The 22,280-nt window shown below is 69.4% G+C and carries 17 protein-coding genes; 3 read left to right on the forward strand and 14 right to left on the reverse strand.

Annotated elements, in window-relative coordinates:
- Positions 1-80 precede the first annotated feature (80 nt).
- The 11 genes from ACWFRJ_RS31925 to ACWFRJ_RS31975 form a co-directional block, all read right to left on the reverse strand.
- Positions 81-1,775 carry a proline--tRNA ligase gene (locus ACWFRJ_RS31925; protein ID WP_453538719.1) on the reverse strand — a complete coding sequence of 565 codons (1,695 nt, stop codon included), beginning with the start codon at positions 1,773-1,775 and terminating at the stop codon, positions 81-83.
- Positions 1,776-1,844: 69 nt separating this feature from the next.
- Positions 1,845-2,390, reverse strand: a complete 546-nt coding sequence (locus ACWFRJ_RS31930) for a GNAT family N-acetyltransferase (protein WP_453538722.1) — start codon at positions 2,388-2,390, stop codon at positions 1,845-1,847.
- Between the two features lie 60 nt (positions 2,391-2,450).
- Positions 2,451-3,299 carry a GNAT family N-acetyltransferase gene (locus ACWFRJ_RS31935; RefSeq protein ID WP_453538725.1) on the reverse strand — a complete coding sequence of 283 codons (849 nt, stop codon included), beginning with the start codon at positions 3,297-3,299 and terminating at the stop codon, positions 2,451-2,453.
- A 330-nt stretch (positions 3,300-3,629) separates the two neighbouring features.
- Positions 3,630-4,787: a flavodoxin-dependent (E)-4-hydroxy-3-methylbut-2-enyl-diphosphate synthase gene (gene ispG, locus ACWFRJ_RS31940; protein WP_453538728.1), complete on the reverse strand. Its 1,158-nt coding sequence runs from the start codon at positions 4,785-4,787 to the stop codon at positions 3,630-3,632.
- 163 nt (positions 4,788-4,950) lie between these two features.
- The gene (locus ACWFRJ_RS31945) at positions 4,951-6,252 is read right to left on the reverse strand and encodes a M50 family metallopeptidase (protein ID WP_453538731.1); all 1,302 of its coding nucleotides are present in this window, start codon (positions 6,250-6,252) and stop codon (positions 4,951-4,953) included.
- On the reverse strand, positions 6,249-7,505 hold the full coding sequence (gene dxr, locus ACWFRJ_RS31950; protein ID WP_453538734.1) for a 1-deoxy-D-xylulose-5-phosphate reductoisomerase: 1,257 nt from the start codon (positions 7,503-7,505) through the stop codon (positions 6,249-6,251). The genes ACWFRJ_RS31945 and dxr overlap by 4 nt, the downstream gene beginning before the upstream one ends.
- Before the next feature lie 111 nt (positions 7,506-7,616).
- The gene (locus ACWFRJ_RS31955) at positions 7,617-9,563 is read right to left on the reverse strand and encodes an acyl-CoA dehydrogenase family protein (RefSeq protein WP_453538737.1); all 1,947 of its coding nucleotides are present in this window, start codon (positions 9,561-9,563) and stop codon (positions 7,617-7,619) included.
- Between the two features lie 238 nt (positions 9,564-9,801).
- Positions 9,802-10,683, reverse strand: a complete 882-nt coding sequence (locus ACWFRJ_RS31960; RefSeq protein WP_453538740.1) for a GNAT family N-acetyltransferase — start codon at positions 10,681-10,683, stop codon at positions 9,802-9,804.
- Between the two features lie 97 nt (positions 10,684-10,780).
- Complete coding sequence (locus tag ACWFRJ_RS31965) at positions 10,781-10,987, reverse strand: hypothetical protein (protein ID WP_453538743.1); 207 nt, start codon at positions 10,985-10,987, stop codon at positions 10,781-10,783.
- Positions 10,984-12,108: a radical SAM protein gene (locus tag ACWFRJ_RS31970; RefSeq protein ID WP_453538746.1), complete on the reverse strand. Its 1,125-nt coding sequence runs from the start codon at positions 12,106-12,108 to the stop codon at positions 10,984-10,986. The genes ACWFRJ_RS31965 and ACWFRJ_RS31970 overlap by 4 nt, the downstream gene beginning before the upstream one ends.
- 85 nt (positions 12,109-12,193) lie before the next feature.
- Positions 12,194-12,718 carry an ATP-binding protein gene (locus tag ACWFRJ_RS31975; RefSeq protein WP_453538749.1) on the reverse strand — a complete coding sequence of 175 codons (525 nt, stop codon included), beginning with the start codon at positions 12,716-12,718 and terminating at the stop codon, positions 12,194-12,196.
- A 256-nt stretch (positions 12,719-12,974) separates the two neighbouring features.
- Between ACWFRJ_RS31975 and ACWFRJ_RS31980 the strand changes: the two genes are divergently transcribed.
- Both ACWFRJ_RS31980 and ACWFRJ_RS31985 read left to right on the forward strand, forming a co-directional pair.
- A complete protein-coding gene (locus ACWFRJ_RS31980) occupies positions 12,975-14,090 on the forward strand; it encodes a helix-turn-helix domain-containing protein (protein WP_453538752.1) in 1,116 nt (371 codons plus the stop codon).
- Positions 14,091-14,103: 13 nt separating this feature from the next.
- Entirely contained in the window at positions 14,104-14,688 is a 585-nt protein-coding gene (locus ACWFRJ_RS31985; protein WP_453538755.1) for an HD domain-containing protein, read from the forward strand.
- A 58-nt stretch (positions 14,689-14,746) separates the two neighbouring features.
- Here ACWFRJ_RS31985 and ACWFRJ_RS31990 read toward each other — a convergent pair whose 3' ends face one another.
- From ACWFRJ_RS31990 to ACWFRJ_RS32000, 3 genes are all read right to left on the reverse strand, one after another.
- Positions 14,747-16,192, reverse strand: coding sequence for an aldehyde dehydrogenase family protein (locus ACWFRJ_RS31990; RefSeq protein WP_453538758.1), 1,446 nt, complete (start codon positions 16,190-16,192; stop codon positions 14,747-14,749).
- A 145-nt stretch (positions 16,193-16,337) separates the two neighbouring features.
- Complete coding sequence (locus ACWFRJ_RS31995; protein WP_453538761.1) at positions 16,338-17,930, reverse strand: PucR family transcriptional regulator; 1,593 nt, start codon at positions 17,928-17,930, stop codon at positions 16,338-16,340.
- A gap of 217 nt (positions 17,931-18,147) precedes the next feature.
- Positions 18,148-20,553 (reverse strand): ATP/GTP-binding protein, encoded by a 2,406-nt coding sequence (locus ACWFRJ_RS32000; protein WP_453538764.1) that lies wholly within the window; start codon positions 20,551-20,553, stop codon positions 18,148-18,150.
- Positions 20,554-20,865: 312 nt separating this feature from the next.
- Here ACWFRJ_RS32000 and gabT point away from each other — a divergent pair, with 312 nt between their 5' ends.
- Positions 20,866-22,200: a 4-aminobutyrate--2-oxoglutarate transaminase gene (gene gabT, locus ACWFRJ_RS32005; protein WP_453538767.1), complete on the forward strand. Its 1,335-nt coding sequence runs from the start codon at positions 20,866-20,868 to the stop codon at positions 22,198-22,200.
- Positions 22,201-22,280 lie beyond the last annotated feature (80 nt).

The following is a 22,280-nucleotide window of genomic DNA, read 5'->3' on the forward strand; positions in this document are numbered from 1 at the left end:
GGTAGGCCCAGGGCGCAGGCATGGTTTTCGGGAAGGGGCGGGGTGGGGGAAAGCCCCGCAGGGACTCAGCGCCAGCCCACTCAGGCCGTCAGCCGCGCGACCGCCTCCGCCACGGTCAGCTCCTCGCGCTCCCCGGTCCTGCGGTCCTTCAGCTCCACCACGCCCTCGGCGGAGCGGCGGCCCGCGACCAGGATCTGCGGCACGCCGATCAGCTCCGCGTCCGTGAACTTCACGCCGGGCGAGACGCCCGCCCTGTCGTCGACCAGGACCCGTACGCCCGCCGCGTTCAGCTGCTCGGAGACGTCGAGGGCGAGCTCCGTCTGGAGTGCCTTGCCCGCGGCCACCACGTGGACGTCGGCGGGGGCGATCTCCTTGGGCCAGCACAGACCCTTGTCGTCCGCCGTCTGCTCGGCGAGCGCCGCCACCGCGCGTGAGACGCCGATGCCGTACGAACCCATGGTCACGCGGACCGGCTTGCCCTGCTGGCCGAGGACGTCGAGCTGGAAGGCGTCGGCGAACTTGCGGCCGAGCTGGAAGATGTGGCCGATCTCGATGGCGCGGTCCAGCTTCAGGCCGGTTCCGCACTTGGGGCAGGGGTCGCCCTCCTCGACGACCACGACGTCGAGGTAGTCGTCGACCTCGAAGTCACGGCCCGCGACGACGTTCTTCGCATGCGTGTTGAGCTTGTTCGCGCCGGTGATCCAGGCCGTACCGGCCGCCACCCGCGGGTCGGCGATGTAGCGGACCTTGTCCAGACCCTGCGGGCCGACGTAGCCGCGTACGAGATCGTCGCGACCCTCGAAGTCCTCGGCCGTCACCAGCTCCACGACGGCCGGCGCCAGGTGCTCGCCGAGCTTGCCGAGGTCGACCTCGCGGTCGCCGGGAACGCCCACGGCGACGATCTCGCCGTCGACCTTGACCAGGAGGTTCTTCAGGGTCGCGGACGCGTGCACACCGAGGTGGGCGGCGAGCGTCTCGATGGTCGGGGTGTCGGGGGTGTCGAGGTTCTCGACGGGGCCGTGCGCGGAACCGTCGACCACCGGGGCGACGAAGGAGACCGCCTCCGTGTTGGCCGCGTAGTCGCACGCGGGGCAGTCCACGAACGTGTCCTCACCGGCGGGCGCGGGCGCCAGGAACTCCTCGGAGGCCGAGCCGCCCATCGCGCCGGAGACGGCGGAGACGATGCGGTGGTCGAGGCCGAGGCGCTCGAAGATCTTGATGTACGCGGCGCGGTGCAGGGCGTAGGACTCGGCGAGGCCCTCGTCCGTCGTGTCGAAGGAGTACGAGTCCTTCATCTGGAACTCGCGGCCACGGAGCACACCGGCGCGGGGACGGGCCTCGTCGCGGTACTTCGTCTGGATCTGGTAGAGGATCACCGGCAGGTCCTTGTAGGACGAGCACTGGTCCTTGACGATCTGGGTGAAGATCTCCTCGTGCGTGGGGCCGAGGAGGTAGTCCGCGCCCTTGCGGTCCTTGAGGCGGAAGAGCAGGTCGCCGTACTCGTCGTAGCGGCCCGTCACGTCGTACGACTCCTTGGGCAGGAGCGCGGGCAGGAGTACTTCCTGGGCGCCGATGGCGTCCATCTCCTCGCGCACGACGTGGGAGATGTTCTCCAGGACCTTCTTGCCGAGCGGCAGCCAGGACCAGATGCCGGCGGCGGTGCGGCGGACGTATCCGGCCCGGACGAGCAGCTTGTGGTTGAGCGTCTCCGCGTCCGCCGGGTCGTCGCGCAGTGTCTTGATCATCAATCGGGACATGCGCTGGACCTGGGCCATGGTGAACTCCTGCGTGGAAAGAATGATGTGCAGGAGGTTAGCCGGGGGCCGGGTGCGGGTGGAAATCGGTTAGCTGCCGGGCCGTCTCAGCGGCAGGGGCGCGCCCATCACCGCGTACGGCTTCGGGGCGCTGGGGAACTGGACGTTGCGGGCCAGGTCGGCGTAGCCCAGGGAGCGGTAGAGGCCGCGTGCGGGGCTCTCCGTGTCGATCGCGGAGAGGATCGAGCGGGGCTGGTCGGCGGTCTCCGTGATGGTGGTGATCAGGGTGCGGCCGACTCCGCGGTTCTGGTAGCCGGGCTGCACGTGGAGCTCGGTGATCACGAAGGAGTCGTCGAGCCAGCCGTCCACGCCTCCGGCCCGCAGATACGGCTCGACGACCGTGGACCACCAGTGGCCCCGGTCGTTGGGCATGCCGTAGACGAAGCCGACGAGCCGTCCCTCGGGGGTGGTGGCGCCGAGCGCGCGGGCGCCGGGGTAGGTGATGTGCCGCAGCACGATCTGCCGCCGCACGGTCACCTCGTCGTCGCTGAGACCGAAGGCGTGGGCCTGCACCCGCAGCGCTTCGTCCACGTGCGTGGCGAGGTCCAGCGGCCCGATCACGACGTCGTCAGTCATGCGCCGAACTTTAACTCGCGGACGCGGGTACGTGAGGAGTGCGGTGTGAGACGCGACGGGCTAGAACAGGACGCTCATGAACGCCCCGACCTCCTGGAACCCGACCCGCCGGTACGCCGCCCTGGCCGCGGTGTTGAAGTCGTTGACGTAGAGGCTGACGATCGGGGCGACGTCCGCGAGGGCGTAGCCGAGGACGGCGGCCATGCCCGGCGCGGCGAATCCCTGGCCCCGGTACTCGGGGGCCACCCAGACGCCCTGCACCTGGCAGGCCTGCGCCGTGGCCGCGCCGATCTCGGCCTTGAAGATGACCTTGCCTTCGCGGTCGAGGCGGGCGAACGACCGCCCTGCGCCGACCAGTTCGGCGACCCGCGCCTGGTAGAGGAGGCCGCCGTCGCCTGCGAGGGGCGAGATGCCGACCTCTTCGGTGAACATCGCCACGCACGCGGGCATGATCGTCTCCATCTCGTCCTTGCGGACGCGACGGACGTAGGGGTCGGGGGCGATGTCCCGCGGGAGGCGGTCGGTGACCATCAGGGGCTGCTGCGCGCGGACCTCGCGGGCGGGGCCCCAGGACGGTTCCAGGAGCCGCCAGAGCTGGGCGGTGGGTTCGGCGGGGCCGACGATGGAGGAGCAGCGGCGGCCTGCCCTGCGGGCGCGGTCCGCGAAGGCGCGTACGGCTCGCGGGGTCGCGCATATGGGGACGAGGTTGGCGCCCGCGTAGCAGAGGGACTCCAGCATGCCGTCCTGGTACCAGCCCCACATCTCGCCGCCGAGGCGCCACGGGTCGAGGCCCGCGACCCGGACCCTCGAGGCCACGAAGGCGTTGGCCACCGGCTCGCGGTCCAGGACAGCAAGCGCGGCGTCCAGGTCACTCGGTTCGAGAACCCTGGTGGTGGTCTGAGTCAACACGTGCGGGGGCCTCACCATTACGGTCTGCTAGATCTCCGCACTGTACCTGGCGGGGGCGCCTTGTGCGGGGTGCCTTTTGTCCTCCGGGGTTCGCCCCTGCGGGCGGGGGCTTCCCGCGGGCCTGGGGCCTTGCGCCGCGGGGTTCGTCGCCTTCGCCTCTGCGGGCTGGCGGCTTTTCTTCGCCGCTTCGCGGCAGGTTTTCCCACCCGCCCACCCGATTGCCCTGCGTAATAGGGCGCCCCCCCCGGGCAACACTTGGGCCCCGCCACCAAACGGTGGCGGGGCCCAGGTCACGTATCAAGCCACGCGCAGCTCAGCGCGGCGCGACCGCTAGGCGCCGATGGCGACCGTCGGTTCGCCCGACGGGATTCCGTCCTTCTCCATCTGCTCGGCGATCTTCATCGCCTCTTCGATGAGGGTCTCCACGATCTTCGACTCGGGGACGGTCTTGATGACCTCGCCCTTGACGAAGATCTGCCCCTTGCCGTTGCCGGACGCCACGCCGAGGTCGGCCTCGCGGGCCTCGCCGGGGCCGTTCACGACGCAGCCCATGACGGCGACGCGGAGGGGGACCTCCATGCCGTCGAGGCCCGCGGTGACCTCCTCGGCCAGCTTGTAGACGTCGACCTGGGCACGGCCGCAGGACGGGCAGGAGACGATCTCCAGGCGGCGCGGCTTGAGGTTGAGGGACTCCAGGATCTGGATGCCGACCTTGATCTCCTCCACCGGCGGTGCCGAGAGGGAGACGCGGATCGTGTCGCCGATGCCCTCGGAGAGCAGCGCGCCGAAGGCGACCGCCGACTTGATCGTGCCCTGGAAGGCCGGTCCGGCCTCCGTCACGCCGAGGTGCAGGGGGTAGTCACTGGCCGCGGCAAGCTGGCGGTAGGCGTTGACCATGACCACCGGGTCGTTGTGCTTGACCGAGATCTTGATGTCCCTGAAGCCGTGCTCCTCGAAGAGCGACGCCTCCCAGAGGGCCGACTCGACAAGGGCCTCCGGGGTGGCCTTGCCGTACTTCTTGAGAAGGCGCGCGTCCAGGGAGCCCGCGTTGACACCGATCCGGATCGGGGTGCCCGCGTCGTTCGCGGCCCGCGCGATCTCCTTGACCTTGTCGTCGAACTGCTTGATGTTGCCCGGGTTCACACGGACCGCGGCGCATCCGGCGTCGATCGCGGCGAAGACGTACTTGGGCTGGAAGTGAATGTCCGCGATCACCGGGATCTGCGACTTGCGCGCGATGGTCGCGAGGGCGTCCGCGTCGTCCTGTGTCGGGCAGGCGACGCGCACGATCTGGCAGCCGGACGCGGTCAGCTCCGCGATCTGCTGCAGCGTCGCGCCGATGTCCGACGTACGCGTCGTGGTCATCGACTGCACCGACACCGGCGCGTCTCCGCCGACAGCGACCGTCCCGACCTGAATCTTGCGGCTGACCCTGCGGTCGGCGAGCTTGGTCGGAACGGACGGGATTCCGAGAGAAATGGCAGTCATCTGGCGTGCATCCCCAAGGTGTGGATCATGGTCCCGAGATCGGCGGGCTCCAGGCTTCGAGATTACGGCACCCCGAAGGGCCCGAGCACATCACGCCCCTGAGTCCACCCAATAGTGGGCGGCCAGCCACATACAGTGCCTGGCCGCCGCAAACTTTACGCAATCAGGAAATTCTGACTGGGTTAACTACATCCGCGATCAGGACGAGGATCGTGAAGCAGATGAAGATTCCGGCCACCACGTAGGCGACGGGCATCAGCTTCGCGACGTCGAAGGGGCCCGGGTCGGGCCGCTTCAGGAGCTTGGCCGCGTGGCGCCGCAGCGATTCCCACAGTGCTCCCGCGATGTGCCCGCCGTCCAGCGGAAGGAGCGGCAGCATGTTGAACAGGAACAGCGAGAGGTTGAAGCCCGCCACCAGGAACAGCATCATCGCGATCTGGTTCTCCGGCGGGATGTCGAGCGTGAAGACCTCGCCGCCCACCCTTGCCGCGCCCACGACACCCATCGGGGAGTCCTGCTTGCGGTCGCCGTCACCGAAGGCCGCGTCCCACAGGTCGGGGATCTTGGACGGGAGAGCGACGAGTGACTCGACGCCGTTCTCCATCATGTCGCCCATGCGGCTGACGGAGTCGCCGAAGCCCTGCTGGACGATGCCGGTGGCGGGGGTGAAGCCGAGGAAGCCCGCGTAGACGTACTTCCCTTCGACGTAGCCGCCTTCGCCGTCCGTCTTGCTGACCTGGTTCTTGATCAGGTTCGCGTGCAGATCCACCTGCTTGCCGTCGCGCTCGACCGTGATGGTGGCCGGGCCGATGGTCTCGCGAATCTTTCCCTGGAGCGCGGACCAGTCGTCGACGGGCTTGCCCTGGAAGGCGACGATCTTGTCACCGAGCTTCAGTCCTGCCGCCTTGGCGGGCGCGACCGTGTCGCCCTTCGCGCACTTGGCGCGGTTCTCGCTCTGCTGGATGACGCAGTCGGACACCTTGCCGACGGACGTCGTCTGGGTGCTGATGCCGAACGTCATCATCACGCCGAGGAAGATCGCCACGGCGAGGATCAGGTTCATGAACGGGCCCGCGAACATCACGATCACGCGCTTCCACGGCTTGCGCGTGTAGAAGAGACGGCTCTCGTCGCCGGGCTTGAGCTCCTCGAAGGCGGCCGACCGCGCGTCCTCGATCATGCCGCGCCAGGGGGACGTCGAACGTGCCTCGATGCGGCCGTCAGGACCTGGCGGGAACATGCCGATCATGCGGATGTAGCCGCCGAGGGGGATGGCCTTGACGCCGTACTCGGTGTCGCCCTTCTTGCGCGAGAAGATCGTCGGGCCGAAGCCGACCATGTACTGCGGCACCCGGATGCCGAACAGCTTGGCGGTCGACAGGTGGCCCAGCTCGTGCCAGGCGATCGAGAACAGCAGCCCGACCGCGAAGACGACTATGCCGAGGATCATCATCAAGGTCGTCATGCGCGGGCCTCCGCGGTCGCCTTCGCCGTCAGTTCACGTGCCCGGGCACGCGCCCAGGTCTCCGCTTCGAGGACGTCCGCGACGGTCAGGGAAGTTCCCGCCGACGGCGTGCCGTGTTCGGCGACGACCTTCGTGACAGTTTCCATGATTCCGTTGAAGGGCAGGGCGCCGTTCAAGAACGCGTCCACGCACTCCTCGTTGGCGGCATTGAACACCGCCGGGGCCGTGCCCGCGAGCTTCCCCACATGTCGGGCGAGCCCGACCGACGGAAAAGCGTCGTTGTCGAGGGGGAAGAACTCCCAGCTCGACGCCCTCCTCCAGTCGAACGCCGGGGCCGCGTCCGGCACCCGCTCGGGCCAGCCGATGCCGATGGCGATCGGGCCGCTCATGTCGGGCGGCGTGGCCTGGGCGAGGGTCGATCCGTCGGTGAACTCCACCATGGAGTGCACGTACGACTGGGGGTGGACCACGACCTCGATCTGCTCGAAGGGGATGTCGTAGAGGAGGTGCGCCTCGATGACTTCCAGGCCCTTGTTGACGAGCGTCGCGGAGTTGACGGTGATGACAGGCCCCATGGCCCAGGTGGGGTGCGCGAGCGCCTCGTCCGGTGTGACGTTCGCCAGATCGGCCTTCGTACGTCCCCGGAACGGGCCGCCGGACGCCGTGACGACGAGCTTGCGCACATCGGCGCGGGTGCCCGCGGCGAGCGCCTGGAAGAGGGCGGCGTGCTCGGAGTCGACGGGGATGATCTGCCCCGGCTTGGCGAGCGCCTTCACCAGCGGGCCGCCGACGATCAGCGACTCCTTGTTGGCAAGCGCGAGGGTGCGGCCCGCCTCGAGCGCGGCGAGGGTCGGCGCGAGCCCGATGGATCCGGTGATGCCGTTCAGGACGGTGTGGCACGCGGAGGCGGCGAGCTGCGTGGCGGCCTCGGGCCCGGCGAGGATCTCGGGCAGCGGCTCGGTGCCGTACTGCCCCTTCAGCGCCTCGCGCAGCGCCGGTACGACGTCCTCGCGGGCCACCGCGACGGTCCGCACCCGCAGCTGCCGTGCCTGCTCGGCGAGCAGCGCGACGCGGCCTCCGGCGGCGGAGAGCGCGGTGACGCGGAAGCGACGGGGGTTGCGCAGGACGAGGTCGATGGCCTGGGTGCCGATCGAACCGGTCGAGCCGAGGATGACGATGTCCCGCGGTCCGTCCGTGACGACGGGGTCGAAGACGAGATGCGGGTCGGCGAGGGGGGCTGGACTGTCGCTCATCCCCCCATTCTTGCCTGGGAGGCTGTGTGCGGGTGCACCGCTCCCCGATCCGGTCGGTCGGAATCGTGTTCCGGGGCGTTTCCTGCGAGAGGGAACGCCCCGGAAAGCGTGTCAGCGGATCGGACGGTGGACGTTCTCCCGCTTGGAGGGACCTGGTGTGGCGTCCGCGATCCAGGGGCCCTCCCCGCTGGGGTCGACGACGCCGGATTCAAGCCAGGTGTACGTGCCGGACAGGACGCCCTTGACCACCTTGTGGTCGATGTCGTCCGTGTTGGTCCACAGGCGGTCGAAGAGTTCGTCGACGCGGATGCGGGACTGCCGGCAGAACGCGTCGGCCAGCTGGTAGGCCTCGCGGCCGTGGTCCTCCGTCGTCCGCAGGAGCTCGGCGCGTACGCATGCCGCGCTCATCGCGAAGAGCTCGGCGCCGATGTCGACCACGCGGCCCAGGAAGCCCTGCTTGGTCTCCATCTTTCCCTGCCAGCGCGACATGGCGTAGAACGTCGAGCGGGCCAGCTTGCGGGCGGCCCGCTCCACGTAGCGCAGATGCGGGGAGAGGTCCGTGTGGCCGCTGGGGTGGAACTCCGCGTACGAGCGCGGGAGCTGACCCGGGCCCGTGACCAGCTTCGGCAGCCAGCGGGCGTAGAAGCCGCCTGCCTTCGCGCCCGCCTTCGCCTTGTCGGAGAGGGACTTGTCCGGGTCGATCAAGTCGCCGGCCACCTTGAGGTGCGCGTCCACCGCCTCGCGGGCGATGAGCAGGTGCATGATCTCCGTCGAGCCCTCGAAGATGCGGTTGATGCGCAGGTCGCGCAGGACCTGTTCGGCAGGGACCGCGCGTTCGCCGCGGGCCGCGAGGGACTCCGCCGTCTCGAAGCCGCGACCGCCGCGGATCTGCACGAGCTCGTCGGCCATCAGACAGCCCATCTCGGAGCCGTACAGCTTGGCGAGCGCGGCCTCGATGCGGATGTCGTTGCGGTCCTCGTCGGCCATCTGCGACGACAGGTCGAGTACGGCTTCGAGGGCGAAGGTCGTCGCCGCGATGAAGGAGATCTTCGCGCCGACCGCCTCGTGGAACGCGACCGGCTTGCCCCACTGCTCGCGTGCGCCCGACCACTCGCGGGCGATCTTCAGGCACCATTTGCCCGCGCCGACGCACATCGCGGGCAGCGAGAGGCGTCCGGTGTTGAGGGTCGTGAGGGCGATCTTCAGACCCGCGCCCTCCGGGCCGATGCGGTGCGCGGCCGGGACGCGGACCTGGTGGAAGCGGGTCACGCCGTTCTCCAGGCCGCGCAGGCCCATGAAGGCGTTGCGGTGCTCGACGGTGATGCCGTCCGCCGCGGCCTCCACCACGAAGGCCGTGATGCCGCCCTTGTGGCCCTCGGACTTCGGTACGCGCGCCATGACGACCAGGAGGTCGGCGACGACGCCGTTCGTGGTCCAGAGCTTCACGCCGTCAAGGACGTACGAATCCCCGTCGGGCACGGCCGCCATCGCCATGCGCGCAGGGTCGGAGCCGACGTCCGGTTCGGTCAGGAGGAACGCGCTGATGTCGGTGCGGGCGCAGCGCGGAAGGAACTCGTCCTTCTGCTCCTGGGTGCCGAACTGCTTGAGCGGCTGGGGTACGCCGATCGACTGGTGCGCGGAGAGCAGCGCGCCGATGGAGGGATTGGCGGATCCGACGAGGGCGAGGGCCTTGTTGTAGTACACCTGCGTGAGGCCGAGCCCGCCGTACTTGGTGTCGATCTTCATGCCGAGCGCGCCGAGCTCCTTGAGCCCGTTGATGACCTCGTCGGGGATCTTCGCCTCGCGCTCGATGCGGGCCGAGTCGATCTTCGTCTCGCAGAAGTCGCGGAGCTTGGCGAGGAACTCCTCGCCGCGCCGGGCGTCCTCGTCGGCGGGCATGGGGTGCGGGTGGATCAGGTCGAGCCTGAAGCGGCCGAGGAAGAGTTCCTTGGCGAAGCTTGGCTTGCGCCAGTCCTGTTCACGGGCGGCCTCGGCAACCTGCCGGGCCTCGCGCTCGCTGACGGACGCCCCGGAAGGGGGTGTGGGTTGTTCGGGCATTGAGGAGCTCACCTCGCCGCGAAGTGGGGCCGATCGGCTCCGGTTGACCCGATCTCGACCCGGTCGGTTACTGACTGGTGCTACTCGATCGTATGGATCGTATGTACCCGATTCGTCCGGAGCCCACCAGCCCTCGCGCAGCGTTCGGCGCACGGCGTCCTCGTGCATCCGCCTGAACGAGAACGGCCGGAGCCCCCGCACAGGGGGTCCCGCATAAGCACCCTGGCCCCCAGCTCCGTCAGGAAGCCCTCTCTGCGGACATTCCGTTCACGAACCCGAGCGACCTGAGTCCCTCGGCCGCACAGAGCCCGTCTGACGCACCGCCAACTTCCGTCTGGAGCAGCTGGTAGTCGGCGCCCTGCTGGTGACCCCAGTGCATCGCAGCACGCCACAGTGCCCGACCGTATCCGTGCCCACGGCACTCGGGCAGTACACCGAAGTACTGGGGCAGGAGTCGCAGCGCACCTGTGGCGTCCATCATGGTCTCCATTGGTCCGATCGCTCCGGCGACACGGCCCTCGTGGAGGACGGTCAGGACCGGGCCCATGGAGCCGGCCCGCATCTGCTTGTGGAGGAACGCGAATCCGTCCGGCGTCATTCGCTGGGCGAACTCACCGAACCCAGCCTCGCCGGTCAGCTCCTTGTACTCCTGCGGTGGCGTCTGGGGCGGCTCTCCCGGACCGGCCTTGAAGTCTTTGAGCTGCACGCGGGTGCCGACACCTCGCGCGTCTGCCTCGGGAGCGTCGGGGCCGCAGAACCACACCACGCGGGCGTTCGCCGCGCCGACAGCGGGGGCGAGCCTGCGGGCCAGATCGGCGCCGGCCGTCAACGCCTCTGGATTCCCGTAGACGTAGACCTTGACCGCTCCGGCACCGCGCTCCACGAGCGTGGGCACGAGGGTCTGCTCCTGGTCGTGCTCAATGGCATCGACGAGGACGCGCTCCGTCTTCGTGTCGGACCATCGCCGGTCCTTGTCGTACGTGAGGAACCGGCCGCTTCCGGCAGTCTCCACGACGGCATCGAAGAGGTCGGGAAGCGAATCCTCCCATCGCACAGGGCCGAGAGTTGGAACGTACGGGACGGTCATCACTGGCTCAAGCCAGGCCCACTCGAAGCGCATGGCTGCACGCTACTCAGCGGGCACACACGGAGCAGGCCCCGACGCGTTTCGTGCCAGGGCCTGCTCACCTACGACCGGTCCTCTCCCCCGCTTGGTACTAGTGCGGGTTATCGTCCCCCGCATTGCAGGAGCACTTCGCACTGTCCATCAGGTCGTCCAGGTCGGCCACGGCCGTGATCGTGGTGACCTTCGGCGCCGGGGACAGGACGGGCCGCGTGAAATACGGCAGAGCGTCACCGGCCTGGGTCGGACCCTCGTCCGGGAACGGTCGCCTTGGGGAGATCTCAACTGCCACTGCGGTCATGCCTTCACCTTCACTTTCTGTCCGTGCTGGCAGTAGCTCGCCAGCGGAGCCTTCGCCTCCTGGTAGTGCTTGGCCAGAGGCCTGCAGACGGTGCAAGCGCCGGAGAGCTGGCAACCTGAGCAGCCTCCGGTGCGAAGCATGAGTTGGTCCGCGATCGCACCCAGCCGGGTGAGGCCCTGAATCCCCTCGTTGGGGAGGCTGATCTGGCCGTCGCGGCCGATCTTGCAGATGGACACAAGACCGTGCGGGTCCATGTGGAAGAAGGTGTGTCCGGCGTTGCAGCCGGTGAACTGCTTGCGCATCCGCAGGTGCTCCTTGGACTGCGCTCCGAGGACCTCGCCGCCGCCATAGATGGTCGGCGTCATGTTCGTGTAGACCTCGTGGTCCACGCCCCACGACGTGCAGAGGTCGACCATCGCCTGTTCTTCGTGGGCGTTGTCCTCGGTGACGATGACGCTGACGCGCAGCGGCAGAAGCGCGGAGCGGGCGGCGTTCATGCCCTGTACGAACAGGTCCCAGGCGCCTTCGCGCTGCGTCAGCTCGTCGTAGCTGGTCTTCGTCGCCCCGTACATGGAGACAGTGACGCGGTAGGGCGGGAACTCCTTGAGCAGGTCAAGGAGGTTCTGCCGCCACAGCAGGGAGCCGTTGGTCGAGAGGGTGAGCATCATGCCCAGCCCGTACGCGTGCCGCCAGGACTTCATGAAGTCCTTGTCGATGGTGGGCTCGCCACCGGTGACCTGGAGCCACAGCACTCCGGCCTCCGCCATCAGGTCCAGGCAGTACCGCTTGTCCGGGAACGACATGCCTGACTGCACCTTCAATCCCAAGTAGCAGTGCTTGCAGGCGTAGTTGCAGCCGAGGTTGACCTCCCAGCTCGCCTTCGAGTAACCCCAGGTCGAAGGCTGTCGGACGAGCAGGACGTCACCGGCTGGGCGGCCGGTCACGTCGAGGTCGCCCCACTGCCCTCGTACGGCGTCGGCGAGCCACTCCGGGGCCGGCTCGTGCGGGTCGAGGGCGCGCAGCTCCTCGTAGTGCTGCTCGGGGAGCAGGGCGCCGCCGCGGCGGCCGGGCCGCACGAGGACGTGCTGTTCGAGGAAGGGGCTGACGATCAGAGAGTGCATGCGTCCTCCAGGGAGTCGAATCCGCCCCGGCCGAGATCAGCGCCCCGCGACCGGGGTGGGTACAGGGGGCGGAGCGGGCAGGGCGTCATTGCGTTGCGAAGCCGTAGGCGAGGGCGCTCATCACGGCCAGGAGGGCGGCCAGGTAGATGGCCTGAGCGGCGATGGTGTGCCACATCGGGATCTCGCAGACGGGCTGCTCCTCCGGGGGCGGCGCGACTTCGACCCAGACCCGCTTGCCCCACCGGAACTCGTCGACGCCCCACCGTGGCGTCAGGGCATCGATGAGGAAGAGGCCGCGCCCGCTCTCGCCGAGCGCCTCGTCGGTGCGCGCGATCTGAGGCACCTGCAGAGAAAGGTCAACGACCGCCACCTTCACCCGGTCCGTCGCGACGCGGGCCACCGTGACGCGGATCGAGGAACCCTTCCCATGGACGACTGCGTTGCCGACCAGCTCACTGGCCACCAAACGGGCCGTCTCCGCGAGCTCGCTCAATCCCCAGTCCGCGACAGCCTTGTCCACCATCTGCCGCGCCGCCCTGGCGGACTCCGCCTCTCGCGGCAGGATCCCGGTGAACGCCTCCGAGCCATCTGTGGCGTACAGAGCACACATCACGCGTCACCCGCCTTTCGCCGTAGTCGAAGGCGACGAGCGACGGCCGACTGAGTTCGGCAGAAGCCAGTGCCCGACACCTCGTGCCCGCTCGTCACCCGTCGTGGCGGATCTCTGCAGAACAGAGCCCACGGCCAACCGCCTCCCTCTAATCTCGTTACTGGGGGATGGCATCGACGTTATGGATTCGGCGCAGCGTCTTTAAGTGACTGTGAGTACAGGTGACTTGCCTCCCAAGGCACCGGGAAGGTCCTCCATGCGGCCGAACCTTCACCGAACCCTGACTGGCGGTACGGGTTCGGCCTCACGCGCACGAACGGGTTTGATCAGCGGGTACGTATTACGGGTCATTCGGGAACAGATGGGCTACACGCAGGAAGAGACCGCGGAGCTTCTCCGAGTGAGCATCGACACCGTCGCCGGCTGGGAGACCGGTCGCCGCCCCCTCACCTCCGTGCCCGTCGGGCAGATATTCACGACACGGTCCCGGCTGATGCAGATGGGCACCCCGCCCGCTCTGCTCCAGGCCCTTGAGCGCGGCCTGGAGGCCGACGTCCTGCTGTCGAGCGTCCTCGACGACGAGACACCGACCGGCAACAGCCCTCTCGGCGTGATGGTGATGCAGCGCGAGCTCGCCGAGGTGGTCGCCTGGCCGCTCAACGCAGTGCCCCCTGGCCCCATTCGGGATCTGCCGCTGCCAGCGCGCCCCCGGCGCGGTCCGGCGCCGACCGGTCCGCAGCTGACCGCGGACGAGCGCACCCAGTTCTTCAGGGTGATACGGCGCACCGCCGAACGAGCGCGGGGTGAGGAACAGTTCCTCCTCCGCCGCCAGGCCCTCTACCTCTCCGGCTACGACAACGCTTCCGACAGCGCCGAGTGGCTCGCCCACCAGCAGCGCACCGAGCGGCCGGGCGACTGGCTGTCCTCGTGGCTCAACGAGCGGTCCGTCGCCGCCGTCGCCGCCCGGCACGGTGACCGCGACCGCATGAACCACTTCATCGACCTCGTGCTCATCGACGACGACGCCGGCGAGTCCGCGAACCTGTCGTACTGGGCCTACTGGGTCGGCGAGATGACCACACCCCAGCTCAACGACGGCTTCATCGCCGACGGGGCCCCGGAGGTGTGGCCCGGCGACAAGCTGCTGACGCATCTGGTGGGCGGCCTCTCGCCCGAGCACGGCTACGTAGACCTCAACGTCCACAGCCTGTGGTCACTTCTCCAAATCCGGCCCAACCTCCTGCGCTCGGGGGCCGCCTCCCGCGCCCTTCGCGAGAGACTCCCCCTGATGTTGGATAGCCGGGACATCTCCTGGCGCGGACACCGCGAGTTGGAGAGCATCCGGTACGCGATCCGCCTCGCCGAGGCATGAGAGGAGCCCTACCGTGGCCGACGACCTGACTTCGGTTGCTCGATTCCTGTACGAGGCAGGGACGCTCAAGCACACGAAGCGCACCGGCTGGTGGATGGGCGGCGTCAAGGACCCCGAGTCCGTCGCCGAGCACTCGTGGCGCGTCGCCATCATCGCTTCGATCATCGCCAAGCTCGAAGGCGCCGACCCGGCCCAGGCCGCGTTCCTTGCCGTCTGGCACGACACCGGCGAGACCCGCACCGGCGACGTGAATCATCTCGGGAAGAAATACACCGGCGGAACTGAGGCCGACCCTCGTGACATCGCGGCCGACCAGTCGACCGGCTTCCCCAACGAACTGGCCGACGCGGTGCGTGACCTGATCGGCGAATACGAGGACAAGGAGACGCCCGAGGCACTCTGTGCCCGGGACGCCGACAAGCTGGAGTGCATGATCCAGGGCATCGAGTACCGCGAGCAGGGCTACACCAACATGCAGCGCTGGATCGACAATTCGCGCGGCCGGATCACCACGAAGTCCGCCGCACAGCTGGCCGACGCGGTACTCGAAACGGGCTCGCTGGACTGGTTCCGGGCCGCCCTCGGCGAGACGTCCTGAACGAGAACGGCCGGAGCCCCCGCACAGTGGGCTCCGGCCGTTCGGTTCGAGGTCTGGCTCAGAGGTCGAGGCCCGTCATGACCATGACCCGCTCGTACGTGTAGTCGTCCATCGCGAAGCGGACGCCCTCGCGGCCGACGCCGGACTGCTTGACGCCGCCGTACGGCATCTGGTCGGCGCGGTAGGAGGGGGCGTCGCCGATGACCACGCCGCCGACCTCGAGGGCGCGGTGGGCGCGGAAGGCGGTCTGCAGGTCGTGGGTGAAGACGCCCGCCTGGAGGCCGTACTTGGAGTCGTTGACGGCGGCGAACGCCTCCGCCTCGCCGTCGACCTTCCTGATCGTGAGGACGGGACCGAAGACCTCCTCGACGGCGATCGTCGCGTCCGCCGGTACGTCGGCGAGCACGGTCGGCGCGTACGAGGCGCCGTCGCGCTTGCCGCCCGCGAGGAGCTGCGCGCCCGCCTGGACGGCCTCGTCGACCCAGGACTCCACGCGCTTGGCGGCGTCCTCGTTGACGAGCGGGCCGACGTCCGTCTTCGGGTCGGACGGGTCGCCGGTGGCCTGGCCCTCAATGGCCGCAAGGACGCGCGGCACGAGCCGGTCGTACACGGAGGCGTCGGCGATGACCCGCTGCACCGAGATGCAGGACTGGCCGCCCTGGTAGTTGGAGAAGGTCGCGATGCGCGCGGCAGCCCAGTCGAGGTCCTCGTCGGAGGAGAAGTCGGACAGGACGACGGCGGCGCCGTTCCCGCCGAGCTCCAGGGTGCAGTGCTTGCGCGGCACCGAGTCCAGGATCGCGTACCCGACCTTCTCGGAACCCGTGAAGGAGATGACGGGAAGGCGCTCGTCCTGCACGAGGGCGGGCATCTTCTCGTTCGCGACCGGAAGGACCGACCAGGACCCGGCGGGCAGCTCGGTCTCGGCCAGCAGCTCGCCGATGATCAGACCGGAGAGCGGGGTCGCGGGCGCCGGCTTGAGGATGATCGGCGTGCCGGACGCGATGGCCGGGGCGATCTTGTGGGCGCAGAGGTTCAGCGGGAAGTTGAACGGCGCGATGCCGAGGACGACGCCCTTGGAGAAGCGGCGGGTGAAGGCGAGACGCCCCTGGCCACCGGCGTCGGTGTCGAGTCGCTGGGCCTCGCCGCCGTTGAAGCGGCGGGCTTCCTCCGAGGCGAACCGGAAGACGGATACCGCACGGCCGACCTCGCCGCGGGCCCACTTGATCGGCTTGCCGTTCTCGGCGGAGATGAGCTGGGCGATCTCTTCCGTCCGCTCGACGAGCCTGCGGCTCACGTGGTCGAGGGCCGCGGCCCGCACGTGCGCCGGGGTCGCGGCGAACTCGTCGCGCACGGCGTACGCGGCGGCGACGGCCTCCTCGACCTGCGCGTCGGTCGGAACGGCAGCCTTGCCGACGATCCGCCCGTCCCAGGGGGACGTGACGTCGAGAGTGGTCTCACCGGTGGTCTGGCGACCGGCGAGCCAGAAGGCGTGGATGGAAGTCATGTCGATTCCCGGCCCTTCCGCGAAGGTGTGTCTTGGGGGGTACGTTCCCCACCGTAGGGGCGGCAGAGGTCAGGGACGTTTGTCCGACGCGGAGTACTGCCCGGGGAGCCCGCGCCTCTTTGGCAGGGGCGCATTTCCCCCGTAGCTACTCCGTACCGCTCGAAGTCGCCTTCAGGGAGAGCCACAGCTCCATGCGCACGTCCGGGTCGTCCAACGAGCGGCCCAGGATCTCCTCGACCCTGCGCATGCGATAGCGCAGCGTGTGGCGGTGGACGCCGAGGTCCGCGGCTGCCGCGTCCCACTGGCCGTGGCGCGAGAGCCAGGCGCGCAGGGATGCGATCAGGTCGCCGCGTCCGGTGGCGTCGTGCTCGAACAGGGCGCGCAGCAGACCGTCGGCGAACGCGCGCACCGCGTCGTCGGCGAGCAGCGGCAGGACCGAGCCCGCCGCGAGGTCCTCGTGCTCGACCATCGCGCGGCCCCGGCGCCTGGCGATGGAGAGCGCCTGGTCGGCCTGCTTGTACGCGGTGGCCGCCGCGATCGGTCCCGCGGGGGCGGAGAGCCCGAGGAGGAGGGAAGTCCCCTCGCCCGCACCCTGCTCGGGCACCTCGGAACGTCCGGCCTCCAGCGCCTGCGCGTACGCGACGCACGCCGCCGCGCCCGCGCCGCCGTCCACGACGAGCAGCACGAGCCGCTCGCCGTAGGGGACGACGAGGAGTGCTTCACCGGCGCGTGCGGCGGCGGACTCGATGGCGTCGGTGAGCCCGGCGAACGGGTCGCCCTCCGCAGGCACGGGGGCGGTGGCAGGCACCTCCGCCACCACCAGACGGAACGGCGCGTCGAGCAGGCTCCCGTACAGCTCCCCCGCCACCGTGCGGGCGTGGTCGGGCTCCCCGGCGAGCAGCATCCGAAGGACGGCGGAGCCGACCCGGGCCTCGGCGGCCTGGAGCGAGCGGTTGCGCTCCGTGGTGAGGGTGAGCAGCGCTATGGCGGAGTGCAGGGCGTACCGCTCGGCGGTCCCGAGGGTGGATGCCGTGCCTACGGCGAGCGCGGCGCGGGGCCGCCGTCCCGTACCGATCGAGTGCAGCTCCACCCGGTCCTCCGCGCCCGCGACGACCGCGCTCGCGGGCGCCGCTCTGTCCCGTAGCCGCTCCACGTCGGCGGTGAGCCGGGCGGCGCGGCGCGAGGCCCACTCGGGCGCCGTGGCGACGACGGCGCCGGACGCGTCGTACAGCGCGGCCCAGCCGTCCACCTGTGCGGCAAGCGCGCCGAGCAGCCCCTCGGGGCCGTCGCTCAGCGCCTGCTTGGTCAGCTCGCGCTGGGCGGCGAAGCCCGCCGTCACCGCGCGGTACTGGTCGGCGGCGATGGCGGCGGACACGGCCTTGCTGATGGCGAGGAACGGCGTGCGCCGCGGCACCTCCAGGAGCGGAAGCCCTTCGTCCGCGGCGGCCTCGACCAAGGCCTCCGGGATGTCCTTGTAATGCACGCCGACCGCGAACCCGAGCCCGACGACCCCCGCCGCCGCGAGCCGCTTCACATAGCGGCGCATCGCCTCCGGGTCCTCCGCGTCCAGCTTGAGCGCGGTGATCATGAGGAGCTCGCCGCCCTCCATGTAGGGCACGGGGTCGGTGAGCTCGCTGGCATGCGCCCAGCGCACGGGCGCGTCCAGATGTTCCTCACCCGCGCGCACGGTGAGCTTCAGCGCGGAGTGGTGGACGAGGGAGGCGAGCGTGGGCGGCATGGGACCTTCAGGTCTGGTCAGCAGGACTGGTCAGCAGGTCAGGACGGCAGGTCTGGCAGCGGCGGTGAGGCACGCGCCCCGGTCGGCCATTGAATCCCGGACGAGATGTGGATCTTTTGGCCGGTACGTATGAACGACCTGTGCCGATTCTGCCTCACCGTACGGTACGTACGGGACCGAATACCCCGTACGCATATACCTGCCTGCGCCCTGTTGACTAACCCTGAAGATCCACGAGGAGGGGAGGCGCGTGTTCCCCCCGTACGTCGGTGAGGGAGAGGACGGCGTGGCCCGCGGGCACCCCGTGCGCGAGTTCGGAGGCTGACCACCGCTCGCGCTCGACCTGGCGGACGGTCACGGCATCCCTCGTGACGGCCTTGCCTGTGACGAGCTTGCGCAACGCGTGAATCGCGCGCGTCATCGGCTGATCGGCGAAAACGGCATGCTGGGCAACCTCTCGCGTCTCGACCCACGACGTGCCCCACGCCTCCGCGAAACGCCTGCCGTCCCATGTGGTGACGCCGGAGAACGCCATACGACAGCCCACGGTCGCGTACAACGGCCCCTGGAGTGCCTCCGGCACGTCACCGACGGTACGCAGGGCCAGCACCACCCCGGCGTTCACCGACCGGAGGCGCTGGATGCCCTGGACCGTCTCGTGGGTCACCGTACGGGTGGCGTCGTCCAGCACCAGGCAGACGAAGTGCTCGCGATCGCCGCGGGTGTGCACCACGGAGTTGAACTGGGCCAGGACGAGACGCGCGATCAGCCGCGATGCCTCCCCGTGCCCCCGTTCCGGCAGATCGATACGCACGCGCATCGGATGATGCATTACGGCACGCAGGGAGAACGGGCTGTCGCTTCCGGCGCCGAAGAACCCGGCGAAGGCAGGGCGGTCCAGCAGGGCGAGCCTGTCGGCGAGCGCCGGTCCGGGATCAGCAGCGCTGCCCTGCTGCCGGACCCGCGCGTCGAGTTCGCGCCTCATCACGGTGTGGTCGTCCGACTGGAGGGCATTGCGCAGATCCGACAGAGCCGAGGGCACACCCTCAAGCAGTTCACGCAGGGCGGGCACCGGGGGGAAACGACCGTGCGCCGCCCAATAGGGGCCGAGTACCTGGGCCAGTGTCGTTGCCGCGCGACGGCTGTCAACGGCGGCGAGGTCACCGACAAGCCCCTCGGCCAGAAATGAGGCGGCCTCGTCAGCATCCGAGGTACCCGCGTACAGATCGAGGTCGTGCACGGACTCGGGGTCGCCGATCTTGACGACAACGTCGTAGGCGTCGTCGCTGCCGAGTGATGTACCGGATGCGCAGACCGCGACGACCGCGCTCTGTCCGGTGAGCGCTTGCAGACAGAGAGACTCCACGACTGGCCGGACAAGCCGCTTGGTCTTGCCCGCCCCGGACGGACCGACCGCCAGGAGCGAGGTGCCCAGAGCAGCGGACTCCAGGGCAATGCCCGCACCGCGACTGTCGGCCGGGTTACGGTCCTCGGGCACGCACCGTCCGATGCGGACCTGCCCGACCAGCAGGTCGTGGGTTGCCGTGCGGGACGGTAGATCCCGGGCTCCGGAGGGGTGTGTCCAGGCGGCCCCGCCCTGACGCAGCACTGTGTCGTCGAACGCGTCGCGCAACACGGAGTTCTCACCGGCCGAACGCCACACGCGGCGCACCCGCGCACAGTCGACGTCGTTCATCTGGCCGCTCAGCACCGCAGCGGCCAGCACGTCTGCCGCCTTGTCCCGGCCGGCCCCCCTGATCTCCGGCCATTGAGCCCGGGATGTCACGGGCGCAGGCCGTTGAGGAGGCGGTGGAACCGGAGAGCTCCCGCTGGACCGCGGGCGGGAGAGCAACATGCGCAAGACGCCCGGCCAGTCACCTAGTTTCGCGAACGGCCAGACGACCGCCGCTGTGATCAACACATAGAGGCCGTACGTGACGATCACGTTCTGGAAGATCGTGAACCCGCCCGAGAACAGCGCAGTCAGGGACCACACAGCAGTGGCGACCGGCAGAGGATTCCAGGAGATCACGGGAAAGGCGTCTGGCCAGACAAACATCAGCACGATCAGCGCGCCGACCGCCGCCCGGAGGGCACGGCTGGGCTGTTCCCTCCGGGCAATGACATGCCGGAGCGCCCCGGCCCAGTTCCCGAGGCGGGCGACTCCGAATACCAGCATCCCGAAAACCACGCCGCTGATGGCCTGCAAGGATTCATTGCCCTGCCACATCTCCTCATTCGGGTCGATGGTCCCCGGGTGGAACCAGCCTTCCGGGGTGAGAAGCCAGATAAGCGGCCTCTGGTAGGGGATGTACTGCTGCTGCCACATCGACCAGAGGAACAGCCCGATCAGCAGGGAAATCACCACCCCCGCGAGAAGGGCGCGGTCCATCCGCCGATCATCCTCACCGCTCTGGGGCGGCGGAACGTGCCGGAATCTCCAGATGCCGAGGCCCGCCTTGGGGCGTGGCGCCGACAGCCAATCGCTGACAGCCGACAGGGCGCCCGGTGGCCTGCGCGGGACCGGTGGCAGACCCGAGGGCAGCGGCGGCGGGGCATGCGCCGGGCGCGGCACGGGGGTGGCGTGAGTGCCGTGCGCATCCTGCGTGCCGTCGGAATCCATGATCCTTGCCCCCCTGGACTGCCGTTCTCCTGGTTCGCGGCTCAATCTAGTGCCCCCGCAGGGGGAGTTCACGAAATACGCGCCCGGGACCTGCGGGAACACCGTGACCCTTACCCGCCACCGAAGGGGACGAAAGCCGCACCCCGCCCATCCGCCGCTATGTCCATCACGGACAACCGCCACGCCCAACAACTCCCCCGTGGAGCATGCCCGCCCCCACCCTCCGCCCCTAACCTGCGAAGAAAGCAAGCAAGAGAACAAGCAGCAGCAAGCATTCGAGCGTCCGCCTCGCCCCACCCCCAGGAGCACCCCATGACCGCACTTCCGCAGGAGCGCCGCGTCGTCACCGCCATTCCCGGGCCGAAGTCTCAGGAGCTGCAGGCCCGCCGTACGGCCACGGTCGCCGGCGGCGTGGGTTCCGTGCTGCCCGTCTTCGCGGCGCGCGCGGCGGGCGGCATCATCGAGGACGTCGACGGCAACCGCTTCATCGACTTCGGCTCCGGCATCGCCGTGACGTCGGTCGGATCCAGCGCCGAGGCCGTCGTACGCCGTGCGACCGCGCAGCTCGCCGACTTCACCCACACCTGTTTCATGGTCACGCCGTACGAGGGGTACGTCGCCGTCGCCGAGCAGCTCGCGGAGCTCACGCCGGGTGACCACGCCAAGAAGAGCGCCCTGTTCAACTCGGGCGCCGAGGCCGTCGAGAACGCCGTCAAGATCGCCCGTGCGCACACCAAGCGCCAGGCCGTCGTCGTCTTCGACCACGGCTACCACGGCCGTACGAACCTCACGATGGCGCTGACCTCGAAGAACATGCCGTACAAGAACGGCTTCGGGCCGTTCGCGCCCGAGGTCTACCGCGTCCCGGTGGCCTACGGCTACCGCTGGCCGACGGGCGAGGAGAACGCCGGGCCCGAGGCCGCCAAGCAGGTCATCGACCAGATCGGCAAGCAGGTCGGCGCGGAGAACGTGGCCGCGATCATCATCGAGCCGGTGCTCGGCGAGGGCGGCTTCATCGAGCCCGCGAAGGGCTTCCTGCCGGAGATCGTGAAGTACGCCAACGACAACGGCATCGTCTTCGTCGCGGACGAGATCCAGTCCGGCTTCTGCCGTACGGGCCAGTGGTTCGCGTGCGAGGACGAGGGCATCGTCCCCGACCTGATCACGACCGCCAAGGGCATCGCGGGCGGCCTGCCGCTCGCCGCCGTCACGGGCCGCGCCGAGATCATGGATGCCGCGCACTCCGGCGGCCTCGGCGGCACCTACGGCGGCAACCCGGTGGCCTGCGCCGGTGCGCTCGGCGCCATCGAGACGATGAAGGAGCTCGACCTCAACGCCAAGGCGAAGGCCATCGAGGCGACGATGAAGGCCCGCCTGGCCGCCATCGCGGAGAAGTACGACATCGTCGGCGACGTCCGCGGCCGTGGCGCGATGATCGCCATCGAGCTGGTCAAGGACCGCGCGTCGAAGGAGCCGAACCCCGAGGCGACGGCCGCGCTCGCCAAGGCCTGCCACGCGGAGGGCCTGCTCGTCCTGACCTGCGGCACGTACGGCAACGTCCTGCGCTTCCTGCCGCCCCTCGTCATCGGCGATGACCTGCTCAGCGAGGGCCTGGACATCATCGAGGCGGCGTTCACCCGCATCTGATCGACCCCTCCACCAGGCGCTCAGCGGAGCCGGGATCACCCCGAAGGGGGAAAGATCCCGGCTCCGTATGTATACGTGCG

The sequence above is a fragment of the Streptomyces sp. NPDC055239 genome (assembly GCF_053606205.1).

What these genes read in the sequence shown, in the direction of transcription:
- ACWFRJ_RS31925 (WP_453538719.1), bottom strand. Translation starts at nt 1,775, where the DNA reads ATGGCCCAGGTCCAGCGCATGTCCCGATTGATGATCAAGACACTGCGC.
- ACWFRJ_RS31945 (WP_453538731.1), bottom strand. Translation starts at nt 6,252, where the DNA reads ATGACGACCTTGATGATGATCCTCGGCATAGTCGTCTTCGCGGTCGGG.
- gabT (WP_453538767.1), top strand. Translation starts at nt 20,866, where the DNA reads ATGACCGCACTTCCGCAGGAGCGCCGCGTCGTCACCGCCATTCCCGGG.
- ispG (WP_453538728.1), bottom strand. Translation starts at nt 4,787, where the DNA reads ATGACTGCCATTTCTCTCGGAATCCCGTCCGTTCCGACCAAGCTCGCC.
- ACWFRJ_RS32000 (WP_453538764.1), bottom strand. Translation starts at nt 20,553, where the DNA reads ATGGATTCCGACGGCACGCAGGATGCGCACGGCACTCACGCCACCCCC.
- ACWFRJ_RS31930 (WP_453538722.1), bottom strand. Translation starts at nt 2,390, where the DNA reads ATGACTGACGACGTCGTGATCGGGCCGCTGGACCTCGCCACGCACGTG.
- ACWFRJ_RS31990 (WP_453538758.1), bottom strand. Translation starts at nt 16,192, where the DNA reads ATGACTTCCATCCACGCCTTCTGGCTCGCCGGTCGCCAGACCACCGGT.
- ACWFRJ_RS31955 (WP_453538737.1), bottom strand. Translation starts at nt 9,563, where the DNA reads ATGCCCGAACAACCCACACCCCCTTCCGGGGCGTCCGTCAGCGAGCGC.
- ACWFRJ_RS31960 (WP_453538740.1), bottom strand. Translation starts at nt 10,683, where the DNA reads ATGCGCTTCGAGTGGGCCTGGCTTGAGCCAGTGATGACCGTCCCGTAC.
- ACWFRJ_RS31965 (WP_453538743.1), bottom strand. Translation starts at nt 10,987, where the DNA reads ATGACCGCAGTGGCAGTTGAGATCTCCCCAAGGCGACCGTTCCCGGAC.
- ACWFRJ_RS31970 (WP_453538746.1), bottom strand. Translation starts at nt 12,108, where the DNA reads ATGCACTCTCTGATCGTCAGCCCCTTCCTCGAACAGCACGTCCTCGTG.
- ACWFRJ_RS31980 (WP_453538752.1), top strand. Translation starts at nt 12,975, where the DNA reads ATGCGGCCGAACCTTCACCGAACCCTGACTGGCGGTACGGGTTCGGCC.
- ACWFRJ_RS31975 (WP_453538749.1), bottom strand. Translation starts at nt 12,718, where the DNA reads ATGTGTGCTCTGTACGCCACAGATGGCTCGGAGGCGTTCACCGGGATC.
- dxr (WP_453538734.1), bottom strand. Translation starts at nt 7,505, where the DNA reads ATGAGCGACAGTCCAGCCCCCCTCGCCGACCCGCATCTCGTCTTCGAC.
- ACWFRJ_RS31995 (WP_453538761.1), bottom strand. Translation starts at nt 17,930, where the DNA reads ATGCCGCCCACGCTCGCCTCCCTCGTCCACCACTCCGCGCTGAAGCTC.